Below are 24,473 nucleotides of genomic sequence, written 5' to 3' on the forward strand. Positions count from 1 at the left end.
TTACTCCTCCTTCATCTCCTTGCTAAGCATTATTTTCAATGCTTCCCACAAGTCTTTTTTCTCCTTAACTATAACTGGTATAAAATTATCTGCTTTAATCTCTTTATTAAATCTATAGAACATAGTAGTTGAATAAGTTGATGGTAATAATTCAGCATATCCAAACATATTACTTACATCACATAATTCATTTACTGCTTTCATTGCTCTTTCATTGTCTTCTGTCCAATTATCCCCATCTGAAGCATAAACAGGATAAATATTCCACATTTCCGGTGGATAACTTTCCTTTATTAAGTCTAAGGCTAGATTTAATCCACTAGAAATATAGGTACCACCTGATTCCGCTTTATGGAAAAATTCATACTCATCAACTTTTTTAGATACTGTAGTATGAGATATAAATTCAAAAGCAATGTTATTATACTTTCTTCTTAGGAACTTTGATAAAACAAAGAAAAATGACCTTGCTAGATATTTCTTAGAACTATCCATTGAACCAGATACATCCATAATAAATATCATAACTGCATTACTTTCCCTCTTTGGTTTTTGTTTTACTCTATAGTATCTTAAATCCTCTTCTCTAAATGGGAACCTCTCTAATCCCTCATCTACACCTTCTTCAAGTAAGGCCCTTTTCTTTCCTTGCTTTCTTGCAATCTTGGACATTACTGTTTTCTTTTTTGCTAGTCTTGGATTTATTCCATATCTTTGATATCCTTGTTTCTTACCAGCACTTTCAGTTACAATTTCCGAATACTTTTTTCTATCTAAGTTAGGAAGATCTAAATCTTCAGTAATATAGTCCAAGAGTTCCTCTAATGTAATCTCCGTTTCATATATGTCTTCTCCCTCTCTATTACCTGCTCCGCCTTTTCCATTTCCACTTTGAGGACTTCCAGAGCTTATCTTATCTCCCCTCTTTTCTTCTCCTGTTCCTGTTGCAACTCCCTTAGAGTTCTTACCATAAACAAACTGATATTCTTTAATTCCCCTAATAGGAATTTTAAACTTCTTATTCTTACCTTCACCAATAATGCTTTCTTCTGATAAAATGTCTCCTAAGTTTTCTTTAATAGATTTCTCTACTAACTGCCTATGCCTTCTTCTATCTTCAATGGATCTATCGTGATCTACTTGATTTTCACTATTATCCCTAAAGATGGCCATTTAATATCAATCCTTCCACAAATTATTTGCGGCATATTTTAGAATAACATCACAGCAATGTAAGCAGTATCCTTGATTTTTCATCTCATCAACCATAGCATTATATTTTTCAGTTTGTTCTTTATCGCGAACCCTAGACTTAGTTATTATTCTAGAAAGATCCTTAACAGATGTAATTAACTTCTTTTCAATAGCTTCCTTTATTGGTTCATAAGATGTATAGTCTATCTTTCCGCCATTTCTAACTAAATAGAACATATAAGATGTAACATCAGCTCTAAATCCCTTACTTGAAGATTCAGAAACACCAATTTGCTCTTCTATATTTCTCATGAATTCCTCATCTGGATTTAATTCCTCACCAGTTGAGCTATCTTTAATCTTACACTTATTAACAAATGCCTCTGCATTATCAATATAATTATTAAATAAACTTTCAGCTTGTTCTCTAAATGAATGAATAAATGCCTTTGTAATTTCCTTTTCAAGAATCTTATTATATTCTTTTCTAATAGTATCTTGAATAAATCCAAGATATTTCTTCTTATCCTCTGCTCCAATATCCATTTCCTTAATGGATCTAATAATACTTTCCATTATGCTTAATGGATTAATACAATCATATTCAGAATTTGATAAAGCATTATCTATAGCTTTAATTATGAATCTTGTAGAGATACCCTTCATACCTTCATAACTTCCAGATTCCTCTCTAAGCTCCATAATATCTAATCTCTTTGTAGTGCCCTTTTCAACTATTTCATCCCCATTATAAATTTTCAACTTAGTCATAGGGTCAACTTTAGCTGAAGGTGTTAATCTTGATAGAATTGCAAACATAGCAGCAACTTCTATTGTATGTGGTGCTATATGTGCTTTAAAATTACTTCTATTAATTATCTTTTCATAAATTTTCTTTTCTTCATCAAGTTCTAAGCAGTATGGAACCTCAATTTTAACTATTCTATCTAGAATAGCTTCATTTGTATGATCTGATTTAAACTTATTCCATTCTGCCTCATTTGAGTGGGCAACTATTACTCCATCAAAGTAAATCATAGATCCCTTACCTGGAGATGGAACTGATTTCTCTTGAGTTGCTGTTATAATTGTATGAAGATATTCAACATCATTTTTGAATACCTCTATAAATTCAACTAAACCTCTATTACCTACATTGAATGCTCCATTAAGTGAGAATATTCTTGGATCATCCTCTGAATACATATCCATCTTTGAAATATCAATTGATCCAGTTAGTATTGATGTATCCTGATTATTAGGGTCAACAGGAGGTACTACCCCTATACCTTTTCTAGATCTAATTGAGAATGTCTTTTTCTCTACTGGGAATTCTTCATATTTCCCCTCATAATCATGAGTAAGTTTATATCTACATACTGGACAAAGGTCCCCTTCAATTTGAACACCTAATAATTCTTCAAACTGAGGTCTTAAATGTTTAGGTATAAGATGTAATGGCTCTTCATGCATAGGACATCCCTTAATTGAATAAATAGCTTCACATCCTTGTAAAGCCTTCTTTAAGCTTTCAACTAAAGATGATTTACCTGCACCAACAGGACCTACAAGATATAATACTTGCCTAGCTTCTTCACCTTTCATAGCTGCTGAGTTAAAATAATTAACAAGCTTCATAACTACCTTGTCAATTCCATAAAAGTCATTTTTGAAAAATCCATACTTTCTTATTGCATCATTTCCATATATCTTTCTTACTCTAGGATTATCCTCTGCTCTTAATATTTCTACACCCTTACTTAAAATCATATCGTGCATTCTCTTATGAGCTAGTTTTACTACATCTGGGTTTTGCTTTACGATTTCTAAATACTCTAAAAAAGTACCCTCAAACTTCTCCTTATTTCTATTCTCTCTATCATTTTCTATAAATTCCTTGAAGTTCATATATACTCCCTCCTTTTACTTAAAATATATTCACCTTGAGTTATAGAGTATGACTTTAAATATAATTTTGTTGTTTTTTTAATAGGCTCTATAATCTATAACTATGGTAAATAGGTTACAACCATTTAATTTTGTTTTTCTTAGAAGTTGCTATTTACTCTAAGAATATAATTTCTATTATTTTCTTATTCTAACTCTCACAGTAATATTCCTTATTTTCTATATAAAAAAGAAGACTATATCAAAATAAATTAATATCCATTTTGATATAGTCTTCTAATTTAACCTAGTTGGCTAACTTATTTAGCTGTAAAATTTTTAATATCTCATCACCATATTTATCAACTTTCTTTTCTCCAACACCTCTTATATCTAATAGTGCTTCTTTTTTATCTGGTAATTTATTTACTATCTCAATTAAAGTTGCATCTGAAAAAATAATATATGGCTTTATTCCTTCTTTATTAGCAGCTTCCCTTCTCCAATTTTTAAGAATAGCAAATAACTCTTTATTTATAGCCTGCTCTTCTTCTCTTACAAATAATAATACATTTTGTCTTCCATATAGTATATCCATTGACTTTGGATTAAGTCTAAGCATAGAATATGTTCCTTCCTTTAAGGCTACAAACTCTTGATTAATCATCTCTTTGATTAGGCCTTTTATAAAAGTAGTGCTATATTCTTTCATTAATCCGAAAGTTGTCACCTTATCCAACTTATTGTCAATAATTTTAGGACCTCTTATCCCCCTTAATACATCACATAGTACTGATATTCCAAATGCCTCTCTAGTCCTGTATACAGTTGATAAGATCATTTGAGCTTCTCTTGTAAAATCTCTAAGTTCCTCATTATTTAAACAATTACTGCAATTTGCACAGTATTCCTTAGACCAATTCTTATCGAAATACTTTATTAGATTATTTCTATAGCATCCTGCTTCCTCACAAAAATCTATTATCCCTTGAAGCTTTCTTAGAGCTATTTCTTTTCTACTAAAACTACTACTTTTATTTATAATAAATTCAACTCTTCTTATATCTTCCCTATTATAAAATAAATAACAGTCACATACTTCTCCATCTCTACCACCTCTACCAATTTCTTGATAGTAACTTTCAAGATTTTTAGGCATTGTGCAGTGAACTACATATCTTACATTTGACTTATCTATTCCCATTCCAAAGGCATTAGTAGCAATCATAACATTTATTCTTTCAAATAAGAAATCCTCTTGTGCTACTTCCTTTGCCTCATCTGATAATCCCCCATGATACATACCAACGCTATAGCCTAATTCTCTTAGATATTGATATAAATTCTCTACCTCTTTCCTAGATAGGCAATATATTATACCAGATTCATCTTCATGACTCTTTATAATATCCTTTATCCCCTCAAGCTTATCATCTTCTTTTATTATGTTAATAGCTAGATTATCCCTATTAATACCCCCTGTAAAAATATATGGACTTTTAAGGTTTAAGAGTTTCATTGAATCATCTTTTACCTCTTCTGTTGCAGTTCCTGTAAATGCAGATAAAACAGGTCTATTAGGTAATGATTCTATGAAGGGTTTAATATATCTATAGCTAATTCTAAAATCATGCCCCCATTCAGATACACAGTGGGCTTCATCTACTGCTACCTGGGAAATATGTAATTCTCTTATCATTTCCACAAAAATCTTAGACTCAAGCCTTTCTGGTGCAATATATATAAGTTTATATAATCCTAAACTTGCATCCTTTAATATTTCTCTTATCTCATTCATATTTTGAGTACTATTTATATAAGCAGCTTTAATTCCATTTTCCTTTAACCCATCTACTTGGTCTTTCATTAAAGATATTAGTGGTGAAATTACTATTGTTATTCCTTGCATTATCAATGCTGGAATCTGATAACACACTGACTTCCCTGCCCCTGTTGGCATTATACAAAATACATCTCTATTAGATAAAATATTTAAAATAATATTAAGCTGTCCATTTCTAAAATTATCATATCCATAAAACTTTTTTAATGCATATAATGCCTTATCTCTATAATTCAACTTCATCACCTCTTTATACTCAATACCTATAACTCTTATCTATTTTACAATATTTTAATCACTTATGGAAATGACTTGTAGATATAATTTTCATTGTTTATAACTTTTTCATACTAACTCAAATAAAATAAAGTTAAGCTATAAGTCATAACGACTTGTAACTTAACTTTATCTACTCAAAGTTTTAAACTTACTTATACTACTTTAATATTGTCAGATTACTTTTCAACTTTCATTAAATATAAAGTTCCTCCATAAAGGATTGTTCCACCTATTATATTTCCAATAGTCACCCAAAACATATTAAATAAGACTCCTCCCCAGGGTAAGGACCCCAAAGTAAAGTAACTTAGTGTAAAAATACCCATATTGGCTATACTGTGCTCAAAACCAGCTAATACAAAAGCGAAGATTAACCAAAACATTGCCACCATCTTTCCTATCTCTGACTCCATCTTTACGCTACACATAACAGCAATACAAACAATAAAGTTGCACAAAATTCCTTTAAATAAAAGTTCTACTACTGTCATTGAAACTTTTGTATTCACAATGGTAGCTAAATATTCTGGAAATATTTCTTTGCCAGAACCACTTTTGATAAATATAAATCCTATAATAATACTCCCTATAAGATTTCCTAAATAGCTTAATGTCCATACCTTCAATAGTCCTAATATCTTTGTTTTTTTATCGAAGAATGATATTCCCATTACAAGATTATTCCCTGTAAATAGCTCTCCACCTAAAAAACTTATTAGTGCTAAAGCAATAGAAAAAGTCATGGCAGTTAATATTTTTGAAAGCTCTGGAGATATTCTTTGGGTTAGTGCACCTATTGAATATGATAATATTATTGCAACTATCAAATAAAATCCTGCCATCATTGCTCTCAGCATAAACTTAATTGGATTATTACTAGCCAATGTTTCTTTCTCATTAGCTAGCTCATTAAGTCTTACCACATCATTAACATACATTAGTATCTTCTCGCTTTACTTAATCCTTCTTCTTTTTCTTTAAAAGCATTGTGTACAGCTTCACTCTTAGATACTTCTGCAACTCCAACATGCCACCATGAGTTATATCCTTCAGTCATTGTTTTTGGAAGGGTTTTAATATCTATAAGAGTTGATATTTCTTGCTTTTTAGCATCTTCAAGTGCTTCTCTTAATTCTTTTACAGTTCTTACGCTGTATGTTTTCACCCCATATCCTGCAGCACACATAGCATAATCTATTTTTATATACTCTCCATCTAATAGACCAGTTTTTTCATTTCTATATCTAAATTCTGTATTGAAACTTCCTATTCCATTATTCATTTGAAGATTATTTATGCACCCAAATCCTGAATTATCTAAAAGAATTACATTTATCTTCTTTTTCTCCTGAATCGAAGTTATAAGCTCTGAATGAAGCATCAAGTAACTTCCATCACCAGTCATAACATAAACTTCCTTTTCAGGCTCTGCGAGTTTTACTCCAAGACCTCCTGAGATTTCATATCCCATACAAGAATATCCATACTCCATATGATAGCTATCCTTCTCTTCTGTAGACCACACTCTTTGAAGGTCTCCTGGTAAGCTTCCTGATGCACCTACTAGTATATAATCCTTTTCTAAGAATTTATTCAACTCCCCTAAGACTTGAGTTTGAGGCATTGCCTTTCCAAGTAAATCGTAGAATTCTCTAGGTGCACTATCATTATGCCCTTTAACTTCTGGAATAAATTCCTCTTTATATTCTACTGAATATAATCTTTCCAATTCCTTAGCCCAGGCCTCTTTTGCATCTTTAATCTCAGTTGTATATTCACTCTTATATCCTGACTTTTCTAAAGCTTCCCCAAGTTGTTCTAAAACAACTTTAGCATCTCCAACTAACTTAGTTGCATCCATTTTATCTGCATGGAATTTTGAAGTATTTATAGTTAAGTACTCTACATCTTCATTTCTAAATTGACTCTTTGATCCTGTTGTGAAATCTGTAAATCTTGTTCCTACTCCAATTACTAAATCTACTTTTTCTGCTATAAGATTAGCTGATAATGCACCAGTTACTCCTATGCCACCTAAATTATATTCAAATGAACTTTCAACTGCACTTTTTCCTGCCTGAGTTTCTCCAAAGGGAATGTTAAATTTGGAGCAGAATTCCTTTAATGCTTTACCCCCCTCAGAATATTTAACCCCGCCACCACAAACTATTATTGGCTTCTTCTTACTTTTAATTAATTCTACTGCTTCCTTTATTGCCTCTTCAGTAGCAATTCTTCTTTCAATTGTATGTACTCTCTTTTTAAAGAAATACTCTGGGAAATCATAAGCCTCACCTTGCACGTCTTGAGGAAGTGCTACACATACTGCTCCAGTATTATCAATATCAGTTAATACTCTCATAGCATTAATCATTGCTGACATTAGCTGTTCTGGTCTATTTACCCTATCCCAATACTTACAAACCGGTCTAAATGCATCATTTGTACTTATTGATAAATCATGTACCTGTTCAATTTGCTGAAGTACAGGATCTGGTTGTCTTGTTGCAAAAGTATCCCCTGGTAATAAAAGAACAGGAATATTATTTGCAGTTGCAGTCCCTGCCGCTGTTACCATATTAGCTGACCCTGGCCCTACTGATGATGTACAAGCATATATTTTTTTTCTATTCTTTTGCTTTGCAAATGCTATAGCTGCGTGAGCCATTCCTTGCTCATTTCTTCCTTGATGAACCTTAAGTTCTCCTGGATTTTCTTGTAGTGCTTGTCCAATACCAACTACATTACCATGTCCAAATATAGTAAAGACTCCTTCTACAAATTTTTCCTCCTTTCCATCGAACTTTATATATTGGTTATTTAAAAATTTAACTAAAGCTTGTGCTGTTGTTAATCTAATTGTTGCCATAGTTCTTCCTCCTATTTACCTTCCCAAATTTTCGCATCATCTTTCATAATCCAAGTATGAGCCTCATCATCTATTCTAGATGTCCATGGATTATCTTTTAAATGTCTTATCATCCAACAATAATACATTCCGTAGCCTGGAGCTGATGTTTGTGGATGAACTAATCCTCCTGGTATATTCGCAACACTATTGTGTTTTATTTTGAAAGTATCTTCTCCTATGAAACATGCTCCAAATCCTTGTTCTTTATCAAATCTATAGAAGTATACTTCTGGCTGTGGATGATGATGTGGAGGATAGCTTGACCATCTTCCTGGATAGGTTATAACCTCTCCCATCACCATATTAGAGTAAGGAGCGTTATTATAATCAAATATTGTCCTTACAATTCTTCTACATGTTCCACCTGCAACTCCATCTCCAAAAACATCACTTCTAATATTTTTTTCTGTGTATAGCTTTGATTCAAAAGTTCTATCATTTTCTGTTTGTTGTACTAATATCTCTGCTTCATCTATTGCTACTATTGTAACTTCTACACCCTTAGATATATGTAAACAACTTGGTTCCTCATCAAATAATGACTTTCTTGTATTTAAGTAAATCTTATCTTCCCATATAAGTTTAATTGATCCACTTATATGAAGAATTGCAGTTTCTTTATTAGTATCCAAATAAGTAACTTTATCTTCTTTGCTAATCTTAACTACCTTTGTATCCATTAACATGTTTTTATTTTTACCATTAATTTCTGAAATAATATTATCTCCAAATTTAATCTCATTTAAGTAATCAAACATACCCTTACCCCCTAGCAACCATTTCTCCGAATTCTTCCTTCTTTGCCTTTATAAAATCCTTAACTTCTTCAGATTTTGGCATATCAGCAGAACAACTATGGCTAGCTACTAACATTGCTGCTGAAGCAGATCCAAATTCAAGTGCATCTATAACATCCCATCCTTCTAATAATCCGTACATAAAAGCTGAAGCATAGGCATCTCCACCACCGAATGACTTTAATAACTTAACTGGGAATGGCTTAATATTAAATGATTTTCCATCATTAGTATAAGCTGTTGACCCATCCTTACCATGTTTAATTACAACTATCTTGTTCCCATAGCCAAGCCATCTTTCTGCAGTCTCATTATCTGATGAACTATCTACCATTAAACCTTCTGTTAAGTCAAATTCTTCCCTTGAGCCTATGATAATATCGCTATTTTTAGCTACCATTGAATAATAAATTGCAATCTCATCTTTATTCTTCCAAGTATAGCTTCTATAATCTATATCGAAAATAACTACTGTTTTATGTTTTTTTGCATACTCTAAAGCTTTTAAAGCTGCTTCTCTTGAAGGACTTCCGCAAAGAGCTGTTCCTGATATAACTATAGCTTTTGTATTTTTTATGTACTCTTCATTTATATCTTCTACTGAAAGCTGTAAATCAGCCACTCCAGTTCTATACATTAATATACTACTTTCTGTTGGGCTTTTAATTTCAGTAAAGGTTAATCCTAAAGATTCTCCATTTTTACATACTGAAATCTGTGTTGTATCAATTGATTCATTTTTAAAATAATTAACAACAAACTCTCCAAATTGATCATCTGATACTTTGCCTATAAATCCAACTTTCTTACCTAATCTAGCCATACCAACCGCTATATTAGCTGGAGATCCTCCAAGATATTTCTTAAAGGTTGTACTTTCTGATAATGGCATATTTATATCTACCGGATTAAAATCTATTGCAACTCTTCCTATTGGCACTATATCCATTGGTCTATTATTATCAAACTTTACGTAATTCATACTTTCCTCCTATGCTTTCATTTTACTTCCAAATATTTCAATATGCTTTTTAACATTTTCATAAGCTCCTAAAACTTCTGTTGTATGAAGTTTAAAATAATCTCTATTCTCTTTAGATTTGTATAAATCATAAACTTTAGATTCTACTGAATTAAATGTTGCCGTTGCTACATTTATTTTCCTTATTCCATATTTAATAGAATTTTTAAAATCTACAGCTGTTATGCCAGTTCCTCCATGAAGAACTAATGGTACCTCTATGACGCTATCTATTTCTTTTAGCCTCTGTAAATTAAGCTTTGGCTCAAACTTATAAAGACCATGTGCATTTCCTATAGCAACTGCTAAAGCATCTACTTTCGTTTCTTCAAAAAACCTTTTAGCTTCTAATACATCTGTATATTTCATTTTTATATCTTCAGAGCCATCTTCGCTACCGCCGACTATTCCAATCTCTGCTTCAACTGCTGCCCCATATGCTTCTGCTTTTTTTACTATTTTTTTAGTGATAGAAATATTTTCTTCTAAACTATTCTTTGATCCATCTATCATTACAGATGTAAAGCCTATTTCTAAAGCTTCTGAAATTTTTTCTTCTGTTAGACCATGATCGAAATGAACTGCAACTGGTACCTTTGCTTTTTTTGCTGCACCAATCATAAGGGGTCCTATTAAATGTAATGGTGAATAATTTAACCTTACCTCTGCAATTTGCAATATTATTGGCGAATTTAATTCCTCTGCGGCTCTTATAGCACCCATAACCATTTCCAAGTTAGCTACTGAAAATGCTCCTACTGCATATCCTTCTTTATCCGCTTTATTTATAAGCTCTCTCATATTAACTAATGACATATCTATACCTCTAATTCCATAAAGCTTTGTATATATCTATGATTTCTTTCTTTGATGGTGATCTTCTTGTATTTTGAGGACTTCCGCTTATTAATGCATCCTCAGCCATCTTATCCATAACTTCAAAAAACTCTTCCTTCTCTACTCCAAACTCCTCTAATGTATCTATATTTAAAGATACTAATAATTCTTTTATTGCTTCTAAAAAAGCTTCTGCTCCCTCTTCTAAAGTCATACTACTTTTGTAAATTCCTATTGCCTTTGCCATATCGCAAAATCTTTCAACCGCACCTTCTTTAGCAAATTCTAAACATTCTTTAAGAAGCATTGCATTTGATAATCCGTGAGGAACGTGGAATAATGCTCCAATTGGTCTACTCATTCCATGAACTAATGTTACAGAAGCATTATTAAATGCTATTCCAGCTTCCAATGCAGCTATAGCCATTTCCCCTCTAGCCTTTAAATCTGATCCATTACTGTATGCTTTCAAAAGATTTCCATATATCCTCTTAATAGCTGATAATGCCATAGTATCTGATAGAGGCTGTGCCTTTCTAGATGTATAGGCCTCTATTGCGTGAGTTAATGCATCTACCCCCGTTGCAGCTGTTACATTTTTAGGTGCTGTAAGAGTAAATATAGGGTCTATAATTGCTACTGATGGCATTAAATAAGATCCCTTTAAAAGCATCTTCACACCATTTTGAGTATCAGAAATTATAGTAAATTGAGTTGCCTCTGATCCAGTACCTGCTGTAGTTGGTATTGCTACTAACTTAGGAGGTGCTTTTTCTATTACTTTTCCTACATAATCTGTAATATCTCCATTGTTAGTTATCATAGCTCCAATTGCTTTCATTGCATCAATTGGGCTACCCCCTCCTAATCCAATTAAGAAATCGCAGCCTGATAACTTATATTCATTAATTCCTTCTATTATAATTTTATCTGTTGGTTCACTATTAACTTCACTAAATATACTATATTCAATATCTGCCTCATCTAATATTTTAATGACCTTTGTTACAGAACCTAACTCCACCATCATCTTGTCTGTTACAATAAAAGCTTTTTTGCCACAATCTTTTAAGTAACTAATTGATTCTTTTAAAGCCTCTTCTCCTGCTACAATATATTTTGGTACTATAAATGAATTTGCCATACTATTACTCACTCCTATTAAAAAAGTGGCTTTCGCCACTTTTTTTATTTTAATTTGTCACAGATCTTAGTCAAGTTTTCTAAGCCTATCTTTAAGCTCTCAAACATTCCTATTTTTGAACTATCTTGTTCTATACAATAATACTCAACACCATTTTTTTCTCCCCATCTAATAATGCTTTCAAAATCAACATCGCCACATCCAACTTCTCTTAAGTTATTGTCCATATCATTTAGATCAAGGCTAGTATCAATATCTTTCATATGTATTATTGGAGTTCTTCCTGAATATCTCTTTATAAATTCAACTGGATCTTTTCCTGCTACAGTTATCCAATATGTATCAGCTTCTGCATATACTGAAATCCCATTCACAGGATCTGTAATATAGTCCATAACTACTCTTCCATCAACTTCATTATTGAAGTCGTACTCAGGATTATGTAGTCCAACTCTAAATCCTAAGTTACTTAATTTTTGAGCAGCATCAATTAAAACTTTCTTTGTATTTCTATATCCATCTTCATTTTGATCCTCATCTTCGATATATTTATCATAAATTGTCTTACAGTCAAATAGATACGCCTCTTCTATAATTCCATCTAGATCATCAAAAAATCTGTCATGTTTTATATGTAGCCCTATAACCTTCATATCGTATTTCTTTAATAATTCTGCTACTACATTAGGATCATTTCCTCTCATACCATCCACTTGAACAGCATTAAAACCAATTTCCTTAAGTTTCCTAATAGTTCCTTCACAGTCTTTTTCAAATTCTTTTCTTACAGAATATAATTGAACTGCAATTTTATCTTTCATATTTCTAATCCCCCTACTTTAAATCTAACCAATTAACTTCTTTTTCTGTTAACACAATATTTGATCCTTCATATGAAGATAATAATTCTTCCATTTTTTCTGGCCCTATAGCTGCACCTGTAGGGAACTTTTGATTTACAACATATGCAAGAGCAATTTGAATCGGAGTTACCCCCTTCTCTTCTGCCATCTTCTTAGCTCTATCAAATCTTTCCCAGTTTTCTTTACAATAGAAAACATCCACCATTTCTTGATCTTCTAAATACTCTGGTGTAAATCTTCCTGAGAAGAAACCACCTGCTTGTGATGACCATGAAATCATAGCCATATTATTTTCTTCATGCCACTTAATCATTTCTTCATTAGCCGAAACACATCCAGGCCATCTTGGCTTTAGAGTTTTTGCTAAGCTTAAATTAGGACTATTAAATGTAAACTTAGTTAATCCATGTGCCTCTGCATATTCATTGGCTTCAATAATTCTATCTAGTTCCCAATTTGAAACTCCTATTGCATATATTTTTCCTTCTTTAACTAACTTGTCTAAAGCCTCCATAATCGGACCAACTGGCTTAGTTACATCATCCCTATGTAAAGCAAACATTTCAACATGATCGGTTCCTAACATCTCTAAGCTTGTAGCTACATCTTCATTTATTGCTTCTGGATTTACTCTTGGGGTATTTGGGAATTCTCTTACTGGATGACATCCCTTAGTGAATATAACAACATTATCTCTATTTTTTCTTTCACTCATCCATGCTCCTAAAGCTTTTTCACTATGTCTATAATGTCTTGCAGTATCAAATGTATTACCTCCAAGTTCTATAAACTTATCTAATACTGGTGCTGCAAATTCCATATTATCTATCCTTAAGAAATCGCCTGATCCCATAAGTAATGATGATACTTTTATCTCTATTTCCTTTCCTTCTTTATGTCCCTTTACATTAATATGTCTCATATTGTCTTCCTCCTATCTTAGCTTACTAGCTGCTTCTTTATCTAAAAATATTTGTGAATTATTTATCTCTCTAACCAAGCTTGATGGTACTTTAACACTAATTTCTCCTTCAACAGTTGCCTTAACTATATCAGCCTTCTTTAATGCATTAGCCATTAAAATAATGCTCTTAGATTCCATAATGTGTTTCATACCTAAAGTTATTCCTGATGTTACATTAACCTCTTGGTCAAAATACTTTGCTCCAACTGTTTTAGTAACTGGGTCTAATGGAATTACAGTACAATAAAGATCTGTATCAACATTAGGTTCATTAAATCCTAGGTGACCATTCATCCCAATACCAAGTAGCATTATATCTACTCCATTACTTTCAAAAATAAACTTATCTACTCTTTTACATTCTTCATCTAGATCTTCAGCTAATCCATTAAAGAAACAAACCTGATCCTTTTCTATAGGAAGCTTCCCATATATAGTTCTATATAGAGTTTCTATACAACTTCCTTTTACATCTTCTCCTAAACCTACCCATTCATCTAAAGAAACAAATTTACATTTAGAAAAGTCTACTTGACCTTCTTCTGCTGCTTCTACTAAATATTGATAAGTTAAAAGTGGAGTATCACCACCTGCAAGACATAATAAGCTCTCCGGTTTATTATTCACATAGTCAATAATATATTCTGCTACTGCTTTTGACATTTTTTCATAGTTTTCTAACACATTTACTTTCATTTAAGTGCCTCCTTAATTCTTTTGTTATTGTTAAAAATATTTTTCTTATACTATTTAAGGTTTTTCCTACTGTAAGTGCACTTCGCTTTCTATTTAGGTAACTTCTAAGTTAGATTTTCTAACTTAGAAGCCACCTACATATGTTATTTAATTTTAGAAATCTAAATCTAAAGAATCTAATTCAGCTTGTCTTTCATCATTTGATGCATCTTTCTTTTCTAGACTTCTTTCATATAGTTTAAAGAATGGATAATACATTAGTACTCCAATAGCTATAATTGCAAAGAATAAAACTACTGCTTTCCAATCCATAGTCGTTAAATATTGAGCTAATGGTACTGGGGTTCCTCCAACATGTACAACCGGTGGTCTAACTATACCTGCCTTAAATATTGAGAATGATAATGCTCCAACTAGTGGTGTTCCAAAAACAAATGGAATGAATAAATATGGGTTGAATGCTATTGGTAATCCAAATACCATTGGTTCTGATATTGTAAATATAGCCGGTAAAATAGATGCTTTACCTACAGCTTTTAGGTCCTTTCTCTTACTCATAATTGCTAATATAACAAGACACCCTGTAAGTCCTGACCCTGTAGCTCCTAAGAAGTAATCCCAATATGTTGGTGCAAATACATGTGGTATCATCTCTCCTGCTTGATATGCTGCAGCATTAGCTGCTAAGTATTGAGTCATAAATGGCATTACAAACCCTACTAAAATTGCATACCCATTTAGACCAACGAACCAGAATAACATTTCAAGGAATGAAATTAACATTACTGCCCAAACAGTATCAATACTACTTAAAGATGGAGCTAAGAATGTTGTAAATGCTTCTGGAAGGTTTTGTCCACCCGTTGCAGAACCAACTGTTAAACTAACTCCTAAAGCTAATAGTAATACTGTAATAAGTGGAATTATTGATTCGAATGTTTGTGATATCATTTCTGGAAGGCCTTCAAACCTTAAAGTAATTTTTTTCTTTATAAAAAATGCCATTATTTCTACTGTAATTAAAGATGATATTATTGCTACAAATAAGCCTCTTGAATCTAGGAATTGAGTATCCATAACACCATCAACTATTTTCACATTCAGTATAAGTGTTGTTAAAACCCCACCTAATATTCCATGTGCATATGGTATTTGTAATTGTTTTGAGTGGTTATAAGATATCGTTATTGCACAATACAGTGCCAATAATCCAAAGGTAAAGTTAAATGGTAAATTTAATACTTCCCCATTATTAATAAAGAATTCTTTAATTGCTGATCCTTCAGGGAATAGTTGTCCAATTGCTGATATTACTAGTGTAAATGATCCAACCATTAATACTGAAATAAGAGCCATCATACCATTTTTTATAGATTGAACATGTCTTTGTTTTTCTACCTTGGATGCTATAGGACTAAGATACTTTTCAAGAAATCTAACTAATTTCTCCATTTTTGAATTTTCTTTAGTCATTTGTTTACCCTCCTAACAAATTAGTTTTATTCTAATGTTTTCATTTTAAGAAGTATTCCTGATTTAAGAATATTAGCACCATTTACTGTTCCATAATCTCTTGTGTCAATAACCTCTAATGGTTTCTTCTTTGAATCACATATTTCTTTTAATTCATTGTATCTGTGCTTAATTTGTGGTCCAAGCATAATTACATCAAAGTCATCAATATATTCAATTAAGTCACTAGCTGGATGTGCTTCAATTTTTATATCAACACCTTTAAGCTTTTCACTATTCATTGCTATTTCTCTCATTTTGTTAACCATAACTCCTGTTGATGCACCTAAGTTGCAGCATAATAAAATATGTAATCTATCAAATTTCATTTTAAACACTCTCCTATAAATTTATTTTATGACTTAATATTTAACTATCTAGTTTTGTATACATCTATTAATTCCTCAGCTATAGTCTCAAATAATACTGCATTCATCATAGTATCTTGTGCATGTGATAGAAGAACTGAGTATTCTGCCTTCTCTCCACCAGCTTCACCTACAATTATCTTTGTATGTATGTCGTGAGCTTCTCTTAATAATTTCTTAGCCTCAGCCATAAATTCATTTGCCTTATCAAAATCTTTTTTCTTTGCACTTTGAATAGCTTCCTTCATTTGATAAAAACTATCCCCTGCAAATGATATAATTCCAAAACTAATTTGTTCAATATTCATGTCCTTTTCCTCCTAAATTGTATAAATCGTTTACAAATATCTTAAATTTTAATAAATGTATTTATAAAACACATTTTCTAATCTTAAATATATTTCTGAAGGTGTATTTCCCTTCTTTACCTCATCTACAAACTCTTTGCTACTAACGAAACTAATAATATCCTCAATGCTTTTAACATGATCCTTAGTTGTTTTAGCTGCAATTAATAAAAATAATTCTGCTTTCTTTCCTTCTGGAAAGACTACAGGCTCCTTGGAATAAAGTATACTTATAGATGATTTGTAAACATTTTTTTCTACTTCTCCATGTGGAATTGCTACACCATTATCTAGTAAAAAATGAACTCCAAAATTCTCTGCTACTTCAATAATTTCATCAATATATTCTGGTTTAATTTCTTTACTTTTTATTAATGGCTCACCACATATCCTTAACGCATCCTGCCAGCTTTCAATTTTATCTACAACTCTTATCTTTTCTTCACTTATCCAATCCAATAATCTAAGTTGAATAGTTTCTTTTTTCATTGTAGGTTTATTGATTAAAGCAGATTCTAGCCTAGTAACTAGTTGTTCTAAATCCTTCAACTCCACACTTTCATTTACAATATCTAATATTTCATATAATTTACTTTTCTTTAATCCACTTTTAGCTAAATGCTTTCCTAATACCTTTTGATCTTTGATTGTTAAAAAAGGACTTATTTTAATAATTGGTATATCCTTGTCCCTATGTATACTCTCATTTAATTTTAGTGTTGTTACAACAACATCTACATCTTCTAAATTGTAATCTACAAATTCTGCATAATATAATATTTCTTTAATTTCAACATTATATAATTCACTTATTTGCTTTGATACTATTGCTGATGTTCCATAACCCCCTCCGCAAACAAGTAAAACCTTTTTCTTTTCTATTTCTTCTACTCTATTTCTTTCTAATGAAGCAAGAAAATGTAGTGTTATTAAAGCAACTTCAGAATTTGGTATATCTTTATTAACTATATCCTCAAGTGGCCTCAATAGAGACTTAATAAGGTTAAATAATTCTGGATAGGGTTCAATTACATCCATATAAATATCATTTTCCATGGTTATATTGTTTTTTAATCTGTTTATGGCTGGTTTAATATGATTTAAAAGACCATTAATTAATATCTCATCAGACTGAATATTAACACCTGAATAATTAGACACTTCCTTAATCATTTGTTTAGCTAGTAATACAACATCTACCCAATTTTCTAGAATATCTACATTGTAATTATGATTTAAAATTCCTAGTAGATAATCTATTAAATATAATCTTTCTTTTTGTGAATACATTATATTCAATATCATTTCTATATTATCTAGATATCTATTGATACTTAAGTAATACTCGCTATTTTTCAAAAATTCCTCATTATCTACTTTATCTATGAACTTTCCTTGATTTATCCTTAGATAAGAGACCATAGTGTAAATCCATATCTCATCATAATAATTTTGTTCCTTATTATTTGTTTCTTCTAACAACTTCCTTATAGCTTTCTTCACTTTATTTTTATCTACATCTATAAAGGATTCTGTAAAGTAATCATCTAATAAGTTTTCATCAAGATTATTATCATCTCTTAAATAAAATTTCATCATATTTTTTGAATAGGTTTTCATAATGTAGCTACGAATAAATTGTTCATCTTCACAAACACAATTTTGAATTATTTTAATTCCAAGATCCTGAAGTTCCTCTGTAATAACATTCATATCATTTCTAATAGAGGTTCTGCTTACATCTAAATTCTTTGATGTTGCTGATAAGTTAATTTTCCCCTCAATTAGAAGTTTAGCTTTTATAAGATCTATTCTTTCTTCCTTAGAATGTTTATTTAACTTATAGAATTCTTCAATCTTTTGATTACCTATTAATGATTTGTGAAATGCTAATTTACCTTTAGATTTTTTTTCTATTAGAGGCAACTTATTTATTCTAAGCAAAAAATTAATTGTATCTAAGTCATATCTAATTACTCTATCTGTTATATTCAATTTTTCTGAAATCTCCTTAATGGAGGTTTGGTTGTTCTTCTTTAAGAACTCTAGTACTTTTAATAATCGACTATTAACATACATCTCTATCACCTGATTTCATTTTACTTTTAAACTAATTATAAAACAATTATCAATAATCGCAACAAAACCTGTCGAAAACTTTCATGTTAAAGAATTGTAATAATTTATGTCGAAATCTTACATCTTATGTTTCTTTAATAAAACAAAACCGAGTTTACTAAAAGGATACTTTAATATACTCCTCTTAACATAAACTCGGTTAATAACTTATTATTATTTTGTCACTTTGCTACTTTTATACAGTTCATAGAAATGATTAGTTGGTCCTACACCTTTTCCAAGTTCAAATCCATGCTCAATAGCTATTGTAATATATCTTTTTCCTTCATTAACAGCATCTTCTATATCCATACCTTTTGCTAAATTAGCAGCTATAGCTGATGATAGTGTACATCCTGTCCCATGTGTATGCTTTGTATCTATTCTTTCTTGTTTTAAATAAATAAAATTTTTCCCATCATATAATAAATCAGTTGCATCATCTTCCAAATGTCCACCCTTTACTAATACGTACTTTGGTCCAAGCTCCTTTAACTTGATTGCTGCTTCTTTCATTTCTTCTAGATTGCTAATTTTTATTCCCAAAATCTCCTCTGCCTCTGGTAAATTAGGTGTTATTAGTGTTGATATTTGGAATAATTCTTCTATTAATGTTTCCTTAGCATCATCTGATAAAAGTTTAAATCCACTTTTAGAAATCATAACTGGATCAACAACAACTGGTGGCAATTTTTCAACTGACCTTAAAGATTTTCCTATAGCCTTTATTGATTCTATTTTTGAAACCATACCTACTTTTATTGCATCAACCTTAATATCATCAAAAATGGCTTTAATTTGACCGCTTATTATCTCTGGGTTTACGTCCTGTATTCCAAATACCCCCATTGTATTTTGTACAGTAATTGCTGTTACGACGCTCATAGCAAATACTCCATTTGCAGACATAGACTTTATATCTGCTTGAATTCCAGCTCCTCCTGAACAATCTGAACCTGCTATAGTTAATGCTGTTTTCATATCTATCTACCTCCTCTTAATAGTAATGTTTTTCTTATTGATGGTACCTTAAGTAATATATAGGCTATTATAGCCCCTCCAATACAACTAATAGAAAATGGTACTATATAAACAAATAATGCTACCTCTTTTCCTAAAACTAACTTAGCAATTGGATAAGCTACTAATGCCCCTAATAATCCAGTGCCTATAATCTCACCTAATACTGCTATCTCTATTTTCTTGAACTTCTGATAGGCTAGTCCAGCTAATAATGCTCCTATCATACTTCCTGGAAATGCTAATAAACTTCCTGTTCCTAAAATATTTCTTAGAAAAGATGATACAAATGCATTTCCTACAGCATAAATGGGACCTAATACTACTGCTGCAACTACATTAACAAAATGCTGCACTGGTGACATCTTAGCCCCAAATATAGGAATAGAAAAGGTTCCAAATATCGTTGCTATTGCAATAAGGATTCCACTTATTGCAAGCTTATAAGATATATCTTTTTTATTCATATATATTCCCCCTTTTAAAAACAAAAAAGTGTAGCCTAGGGCTACACTAATAAATTTTAATTTATTACTTCCCTACGGTGGTCCTAACCACATCAGGTTCAAGAGTTTAGGAATTCAACTATTCCATTCTCAGCTAGAAACACTAGCACCCCTAGTAAATTTATACAATTTTCTATTTTATTCTACCACTTTTATTCTTCTCCGTAAACCTTCTTCTTTAATTCAAGACCAGCTTTAGTTACAGCAACTCCTCCTAAGGCTGTTTCTCTTAATGATGCTGGAAGACTCTTCCCAACCTTATACATTGCTGATAAAGCATCGTCAAATGGTATTTTAGAATCAACACCAGCCATAACTAAATCAGCTGTACATAAAGCACTTATTGCCCCTGAAGCATTTCTCTTAGCACATGGTATTTCAACTAATCCTGCTACTGGATCACATACTAATCCTAGAATATTTTTAAATACTATTGCCGCTGCATCTAAACTCATTTTAGGTGTTCCACCCATCATCTCAACTACTGCTGCTGCTCCCATAGCTGCTGCTGAACCACATTCTGCTTGGCATCCACCTTCTGCCCCTGACATTGTTGCATTCATTCCTATTATCATACCTACTGCCGATGATGCGAATAATCCTTGGATTAATTCATCCTCGCTCTTTTTAAGCTTAGCTCCTGCTGAAAGTATTACTGCTGGTAATATCCCACAAGATCCTGCCGTAGGACACGCTACTATTTTACCCATAGCTGCATTTACTTCTGATGATGATAATGCCATTGCCATTGCTAAAACTGTTGTTTCTCCTGTTAAAAATTCGCCCTTCTCTATATACTTTTGCAGCTTATATGCGTCACCGCCTATAAGACCACTTACAGAATAAACTTCCTTTTCCATTCCACCCTTTGCCGATTCCATCATTACATGTAAGTTATGCCTCATTTTTTTGAAAAGATCTTCCCTACTTATTTCTCTCTTTTCCATCTCATGCCTTATTGCATATTCACTTAGAGAAATATTTTCTTCATCACAAATCTTTAAAAGTTCTTCACCACTTCTTGCAATATTCATTTTATTCTTCCTCCGTAACTGGATTTATACTAATTACTCTACTTATTGATTCTATATTTTTTATTTGATCTACTATTGATTCTGTAATTTTATTATCCACTTCAAATACCATTGTAGCACCCTTACCTTTTTGCTTTCTAAATACCTTCATAAATGCTATATTAATTCCCTCAAAGTAAAGAGTTGAGGTTACCTTTGATACTGCCCCTGGAATATCTTGATGTGAAATAATTAATGTAGGGTATTCACCAGTAAATTCAACCTTATTTCCATTTACCTCGTTGATCTGTATACTTCCTCCACCTATTGATGAACCAACGACTTCACATTCATTTCCCTTTTTAGTTTTCATCAAAAATTTAACTGTATTAGGGTGTACATCACCTAAATCATATTCCTCAAACTCTATCCTAAGACCTACTTCCTTAGCTATTTCAAGGGAATCCCTTAATCTAATATCACTTGGCTCCATTCCTAAAATCCCAGCAACTAATGCTCTATCTGTTCCATGTCCTTTATATGTCTTTCCAAAAGAGCCATGTAATAAGAACTTTACACTTTCAATTTCACCATTTGCTACTGCCCTTGCAACCTTTCCCAATCTAGCTGCTCCTGCTGTATGAGAGCTTGATGGACCAATCATAATTGGGCCTAATATATCGAAAACTCCTGGATTCTTCATAATTTATCTCCTTATTCTTTAGTACTTTGTTGATATTAGTTTAAGTAATTTTCTATGTATTATCAATGATTATTTTGTTATACTGTTCTTGTAGTAATTAATGTCATAAAATATGGGAGGATAACTAATGGATAACATATTAAATATACTTTTTATATTCGCTATTATTATGGGGTTTTTATACCTTATATATTTTTTAATGAATATGTACGATTTCTATAGAATTCAAAAAGAACATAACTCAATAATTACTCTTAGAGATAAAACTTCTTTCCTCTGTGCTGTATTATTACTTATTTATATGGTATTAAATGGTCCTAATCTCCTTGGAATGCTTTTCTTTTTAACAGTATTATTTTCTTCATTTAATTTCAACTTTATAATTTTTTCTAAAAATAGCATGCTTTTATTTGGAAATAAAATTAGTTATGAGAATATTGATAGTATAACTATTGATGGAAATGAAAATAAGTCTAAAAGATTTTTCACTATAACCCTTAAGAATAGATCTAAAGCTTTTACCTACTATCTTAAGAATAGTGATATTGAATTTATGAAAACTAACTTTAATAATAAAAACCTTGAGGTGTCTTATAAATCTCTTTAAATTATGTACTAACTATAAATGTAATGTAACATTTATAGTTAGTTCATCCCTGGTAGATATTACATATCTATATACTCTAGTATTTATAGAAACAGCTTCCCCCAATAAATTCTCTAAGTAAAGAATTTCCTGGAACATCTTCAAATTTAATTTCCTCAAAGAAATTTAAAAATGCTCTTAATCTTACCGCTTCGTTATATACTGGACTTCCTGGCTTTATTTTTTCTAATTCTTTTATTGCATATGTCTTAAGTACGCATAACTCATATACTAATGTTGAGTTAAACATTACATCTGCCTCTTCTTGGAATATAAATATATTTTTCTTTTCCCCTCTTCTTATTGAAGGCCACATTAAAAGTGTATCTTCTGCACCATAATCTCTTGATAGAAAGTCTCTTACTATTCTTCTTACTTTTCTAACATCTGTAGTTGCTATTCTATTATGATTATCTAAATTTAACTGTGTTAATGCAGAAATATATATTTTAAATTTATTTTTATCTAATATTTCACCTGTAAGTAATGGATTTAATCCATGAATTCCTTCAATTACAATTACTCCATTACTTGGTAATTTCAGCTTATGTCCTATCCACTCACGCTTGCCAGTCTTAAAGTTGTAGGAAGGTATCTCTACTTCTTCTCCATTTAAAAGTCCTTTTAAATCTGAATTAAACTGCTTTAAATCTATTGCATTTATAGATTCAAAATCATATTCTCCATTTTCATCCTTAGGAGTTTCATCTCTATTTATAAAATAATCATCTAATGATATTGGTATTGGAATTACTCCATTTACTCTAAGCTGAATTCCTAATCTATTTGCAAAAGTGGTTTTTCCAGATGAAGATGGTCCAGCTATCAATACTACTTTTACCTCTTCTCTATTCACAATATTATCTGCAATATATGCAATTTTCTTCTCATGTAATGCCTCAGAAACAAGTATAAGATCTCTAAGTTCATTGTTTAAAACCTTTTGATTTAAGTCACCTACTTCCCCTACCCCTAGAATATTAAGCCATTTTTCTGTTTCATAGAATATACTTGCTAATCTTTTTTGCTCATTAAATTCTGGCAGTACTGTAACATCTTCTTCAGTAGGATTTCTTAAAACCAATCCATGATTATATGGAATTAAATCAAAGGCTTTTATTACACCTGTTGAATATGCCATCTGTCCATAGAAATAATCATATCTTCCTTCTAATTCATATAATTTTACAGTTTCAAAGTTGCTTTGTTTTAAAAGCTTTACTTTATCACTCATTTCATAGTCTTCAAATATCTCTATAGCTTTTTTTCTAGTGACTTCAACTTTGTTTATTTTACAATCTCTATTTATTAAATCAATCATTTTATCTTTAATTTCGTTTATTTCTTCTACTGTTACTGGTTCATCCTTATGTATTTCGCTAAATAATCCCTTTGATATAGAATGTTCTATTATTATTTTTGAATTTGGAAATAACTCTAATGCTGATTTTATAAATATGAATTGAAGGGTTCTAGAGTACACCTTCCATCCAATCTCAGTATTTGCATAAATAACATTAAGCTTCCCACTACAAGGTATTTCTTTTCCTAATTCATAATAATTTCCTTCTAATTCGCACAAGACAATTGAAGTATCTTCATAATACTTATCAATAACTTCCTTAAATGTAGTTCCTCTATTTATATTTATCTCTTTATCATCAATTAAGTTTAATTTTATTGTCTCCATTTTTTCTCTCCTCTCACAATTATATACTATATATTATATATCATACCCCATTATATTCCGAAATGAACCTAACCTGAAAACTTAATCTTTTATTGAATATTTGTATCTATTTTA

At 31.2% G+C, this 24,473-nt stretch carries 22 protein-coding genes and 1 riboswitch; of the genes, 1 reads left to right on the plus strand and 21 read right to left on the minus strand.

The features are described from left to right. The 20 genes from yhbH to sdaAB all read right to left on the minus strand — a co-directional run bounded on the left by yhbH (window position 1) and on the right by sdaAB (window position 22,023). Window positions 1-1,173 carry a sporulation protein YhbH gene (gene yhbH, locus ACSYT2_RS14175; RefSeq protein WP_430856800.1) on the minus strand — a complete coding sequence of 391 codons (1,173 nt, stop codon included), beginning with the start codon at window positions 1,171-1,173 and terminating at the stop codon, window positions 1-3. A gap of 6 nt (window positions 1,174-1,179) precedes the next feature. Then, on the minus strand, window positions 1,180-3,102 hold the full coding sequence (locus ACSYT2_RS14180; RefSeq protein WP_430856801.1) for a PrkA family serine protein kinase: 1,923 nt from the start codon (window positions 3,100-3,102) through the stop codon (window positions 1,180-1,182). 286 nt (window positions 3,103-3,388) lie between these two features. Further along, window positions 3,389-5,161 (minus strand): DNA helicase RecQ, encoded by a 1,773-nt coding sequence (gene recQ, locus ACSYT2_RS14185; protein WP_438385059.1) that lies wholly within the window; start codon window positions 5,159-5,161, stop codon window positions 3,389-3,391. 218 nt (window positions 5,162-5,379) lie between these two features. After that, a complete protein-coding gene (locus ACSYT2_RS14190) occupies window positions 5,380-6,141 on the minus strand; it encodes a formate/nitrite transporter family protein (protein WP_438385060.1) in 762 nt (253 codons plus the stop codon). Continuing rightward, window positions 6,141-8,072, minus strand: a complete 1,932-nt coding sequence (gene iolD, locus ACSYT2_RS14195; RefSeq protein ID WP_438385061.1) for a 3D-(3,5/4)-trihydroxycyclohexane-1,2-dione acylhydrolase (decyclizing) — start codon at window positions 8,070-8,072, stop codon at window positions 6,141-6,143. The genes ACSYT2_RS14190 and iolD overlap by 1 nt, the downstream gene beginning before the upstream one ends. An 11-nt stretch (window positions 8,073-8,083) precedes the next feature. Beyond that, on the minus strand, window positions 8,084-8,872 hold the full coding sequence (locus ACSYT2_RS14200; protein ID WP_438385062.1) for a 5-deoxy-glucuronate isomerase: 789 nt from the start codon (window positions 8,870-8,872) through the stop codon (window positions 8,084-8,086). A gap of 4 nt (window positions 8,873-8,876) precedes the next feature. Further along, on the minus strand, window positions 8,877-9,893 hold the full coding sequence (gene iolC / locus ACSYT2_RS14205; protein WP_438385063.1) for a 5-dehydro-2-deoxygluconokinase: 1,017 nt from the start codon (window positions 9,891-9,893) through the stop codon (window positions 8,877-8,879). A gap of 9 nt (window positions 9,894-9,902) precedes the next feature. After that, window positions 9,903-10,748, minus strand: coding sequence for a class II fructose-bisphosphate aldolase (locus ACSYT2_RS14210; RefSeq protein WP_438385064.1), 846 nt, complete (start codon window positions 10,746-10,748; stop codon window positions 9,903-9,905). Window positions 10,749-10,758: 10 nt separating this feature from the next. Beyond that, window positions 10,759-11,913 carry an iron-containing alcohol dehydrogenase gene (locus ACSYT2_RS14215; RefSeq protein ID WP_438385065.1) on the minus strand — a complete coding sequence of 385 codons (1,155 nt, stop codon included), beginning with the start codon at window positions 11,911-11,913 and terminating at the stop codon, window positions 10,759-10,761. 44 nt (window positions 11,914-11,957) lie between these two features. Next, on the minus strand, window positions 11,958-12,734 hold the full coding sequence (locus ACSYT2_RS14220; protein ID WP_438385066.1) for a sugar phosphate isomerase/epimerase family protein: 777 nt from the start codon (window positions 12,732-12,734) through the stop codon (window positions 11,958-11,960). A 13-nt stretch (window positions 12,735-12,747) separates the two neighbouring features. Continuing rightward, entirely contained in the window at window positions 12,748-13,698 is a 951-nt protein-coding gene (locus ACSYT2_RS14225) for an aldo/keto reductase (protein WP_430856809.1), read from the minus strand. Between the two features lie 12 nt (window positions 13,699-13,710). Next, a complete protein-coding gene (locus tag ACSYT2_RS14230; protein ID WP_430856810.1) occupies window positions 13,711-14,436 on the minus strand; it encodes a glucosamine-6-phosphate deaminase in 726 nt (241 codons plus the stop codon). A 153-nt stretch (window positions 14,437-14,589) separates the two neighbouring features. After that, on the minus strand, window positions 14,590-15,909 hold the full coding sequence (locus ACSYT2_RS14235) for a PTS sugar transporter subunit IIC (protein WP_430856811.1): 1,320 nt from the start codon (window positions 15,907-15,909) through the stop codon (window positions 14,590-14,592). A 26-nt stretch (window positions 15,910-15,935) separates the two neighbouring features. Beyond that, window positions 15,936-16,277 carry a PTS sugar transporter subunit IIB gene (locus ACSYT2_RS14240; protein ID WP_430856812.1) on the minus strand — a complete coding sequence of 114 codons (342 nt, stop codon included), beginning with the start codon at window positions 16,275-16,277 and terminating at the stop codon, window positions 15,936-15,938. 44 nt (window positions 16,278-16,321) lie between these two features. Further along, entirely contained in the window at window positions 16,322-16,624 is a 303-nt protein-coding gene (locus ACSYT2_RS14245) for a PTS lactose/cellobiose transporter subunit IIA (protein WP_430856813.1), read from the minus strand. A 48-nt stretch (window positions 16,625-16,672) separates the two neighbouring features. Beyond that, window positions 16,673-18,742, minus strand: coding sequence for a BglG family transcription antiterminator (locus ACSYT2_RS14250; RefSeq protein WP_438385067.1), 2,070 nt, complete (start codon window positions 18,740-18,742; stop codon window positions 16,673-16,675). Between the two features lie 213 nt (window positions 18,743-18,955). After that, complete coding sequence (thiD, locus tag ACSYT2_RS14255; RefSeq protein ID WP_430856815.1) at window positions 18,956-19,762, minus strand: bifunctional hydroxymethylpyrimidine kinase/phosphomethylpyrimidine kinase; 807 nt, start codon at window positions 19,760-19,762, stop codon at window positions 18,956-18,958. Window positions 19,763-19,764: 2 nt separating this feature from the next. Next, the gene (thiW, locus tag ACSYT2_RS14260; protein WP_438385068.1) at window positions 19,765-20,268 is read right to left on the minus strand and encodes an energy coupling factor transporter S component ThiW; all 504 of its coding nucleotides are present in this window, start codon (window positions 20,266-20,268) and stop codon (window positions 19,765-19,767) included. Window positions 20,269-20,320: 52 nt separating this feature from the next. After that, window positions 20,321-20,431: riboswitch (TPP riboswitch) on the minus strand. A gap of 28 nt (window positions 20,432-20,459) precedes the next feature. Then, window positions 20,460-21,341: an L-serine ammonia-lyase, iron-sulfur-dependent, subunit alpha gene (sdaAA, locus tag ACSYT2_RS14265; RefSeq protein WP_430856817.1), complete on the minus strand. Its 882-nt coding sequence runs from the start codon at window positions 21,339-21,341 to the stop codon at window positions 20,460-20,462. Window position 21,342: 1 nt separating this feature from the next. Beyond that, entirely contained in the window at window positions 21,343-22,023 is a 681-nt protein-coding gene (gene sdaAB, locus ACSYT2_RS14270; RefSeq protein ID WP_430856818.1) for an L-serine ammonia-lyase, iron-sulfur-dependent subunit beta, read from the minus strand. A gap of 127 nt (window positions 22,024-22,150) precedes the next feature. On the opposite strand from sdaAB, the gene ACSYT2_RS14275 reads away from it, so the two are divergent. Then, window positions 22,151-22,630 carry a hypothetical protein gene (locus ACSYT2_RS14275; RefSeq protein WP_430856819.1) on the plus strand — a complete coding sequence of 160 codons (480 nt, stop codon included), beginning with the start codon at window positions 22,151-22,153 and terminating at the stop codon, window positions 22,628-22,630. A gap of 76 nt (window positions 22,631-22,706) precedes the next feature. Here ACSYT2_RS14275 and ACSYT2_RS14280 read toward each other — a convergent pair whose 3' ends face one another. Next, window positions 22,707-24,359: a nucleoside kinase gene (locus ACSYT2_RS14280; protein ID WP_430856820.1), complete on the minus strand. Its 1,653-nt coding sequence runs from the start codon at window positions 24,357-24,359 to the stop codon at window positions 22,707-22,709. Window positions 24,360-24,473 lie beyond the last annotated feature (114 nt).

The organism is Clostridium zhoujianii, assembly GCF_051590805.1.
Lineage (GTDB): Bacteria > Bacillota > Clostridia > Clostridiales > Clostridiaceae > Clostridium.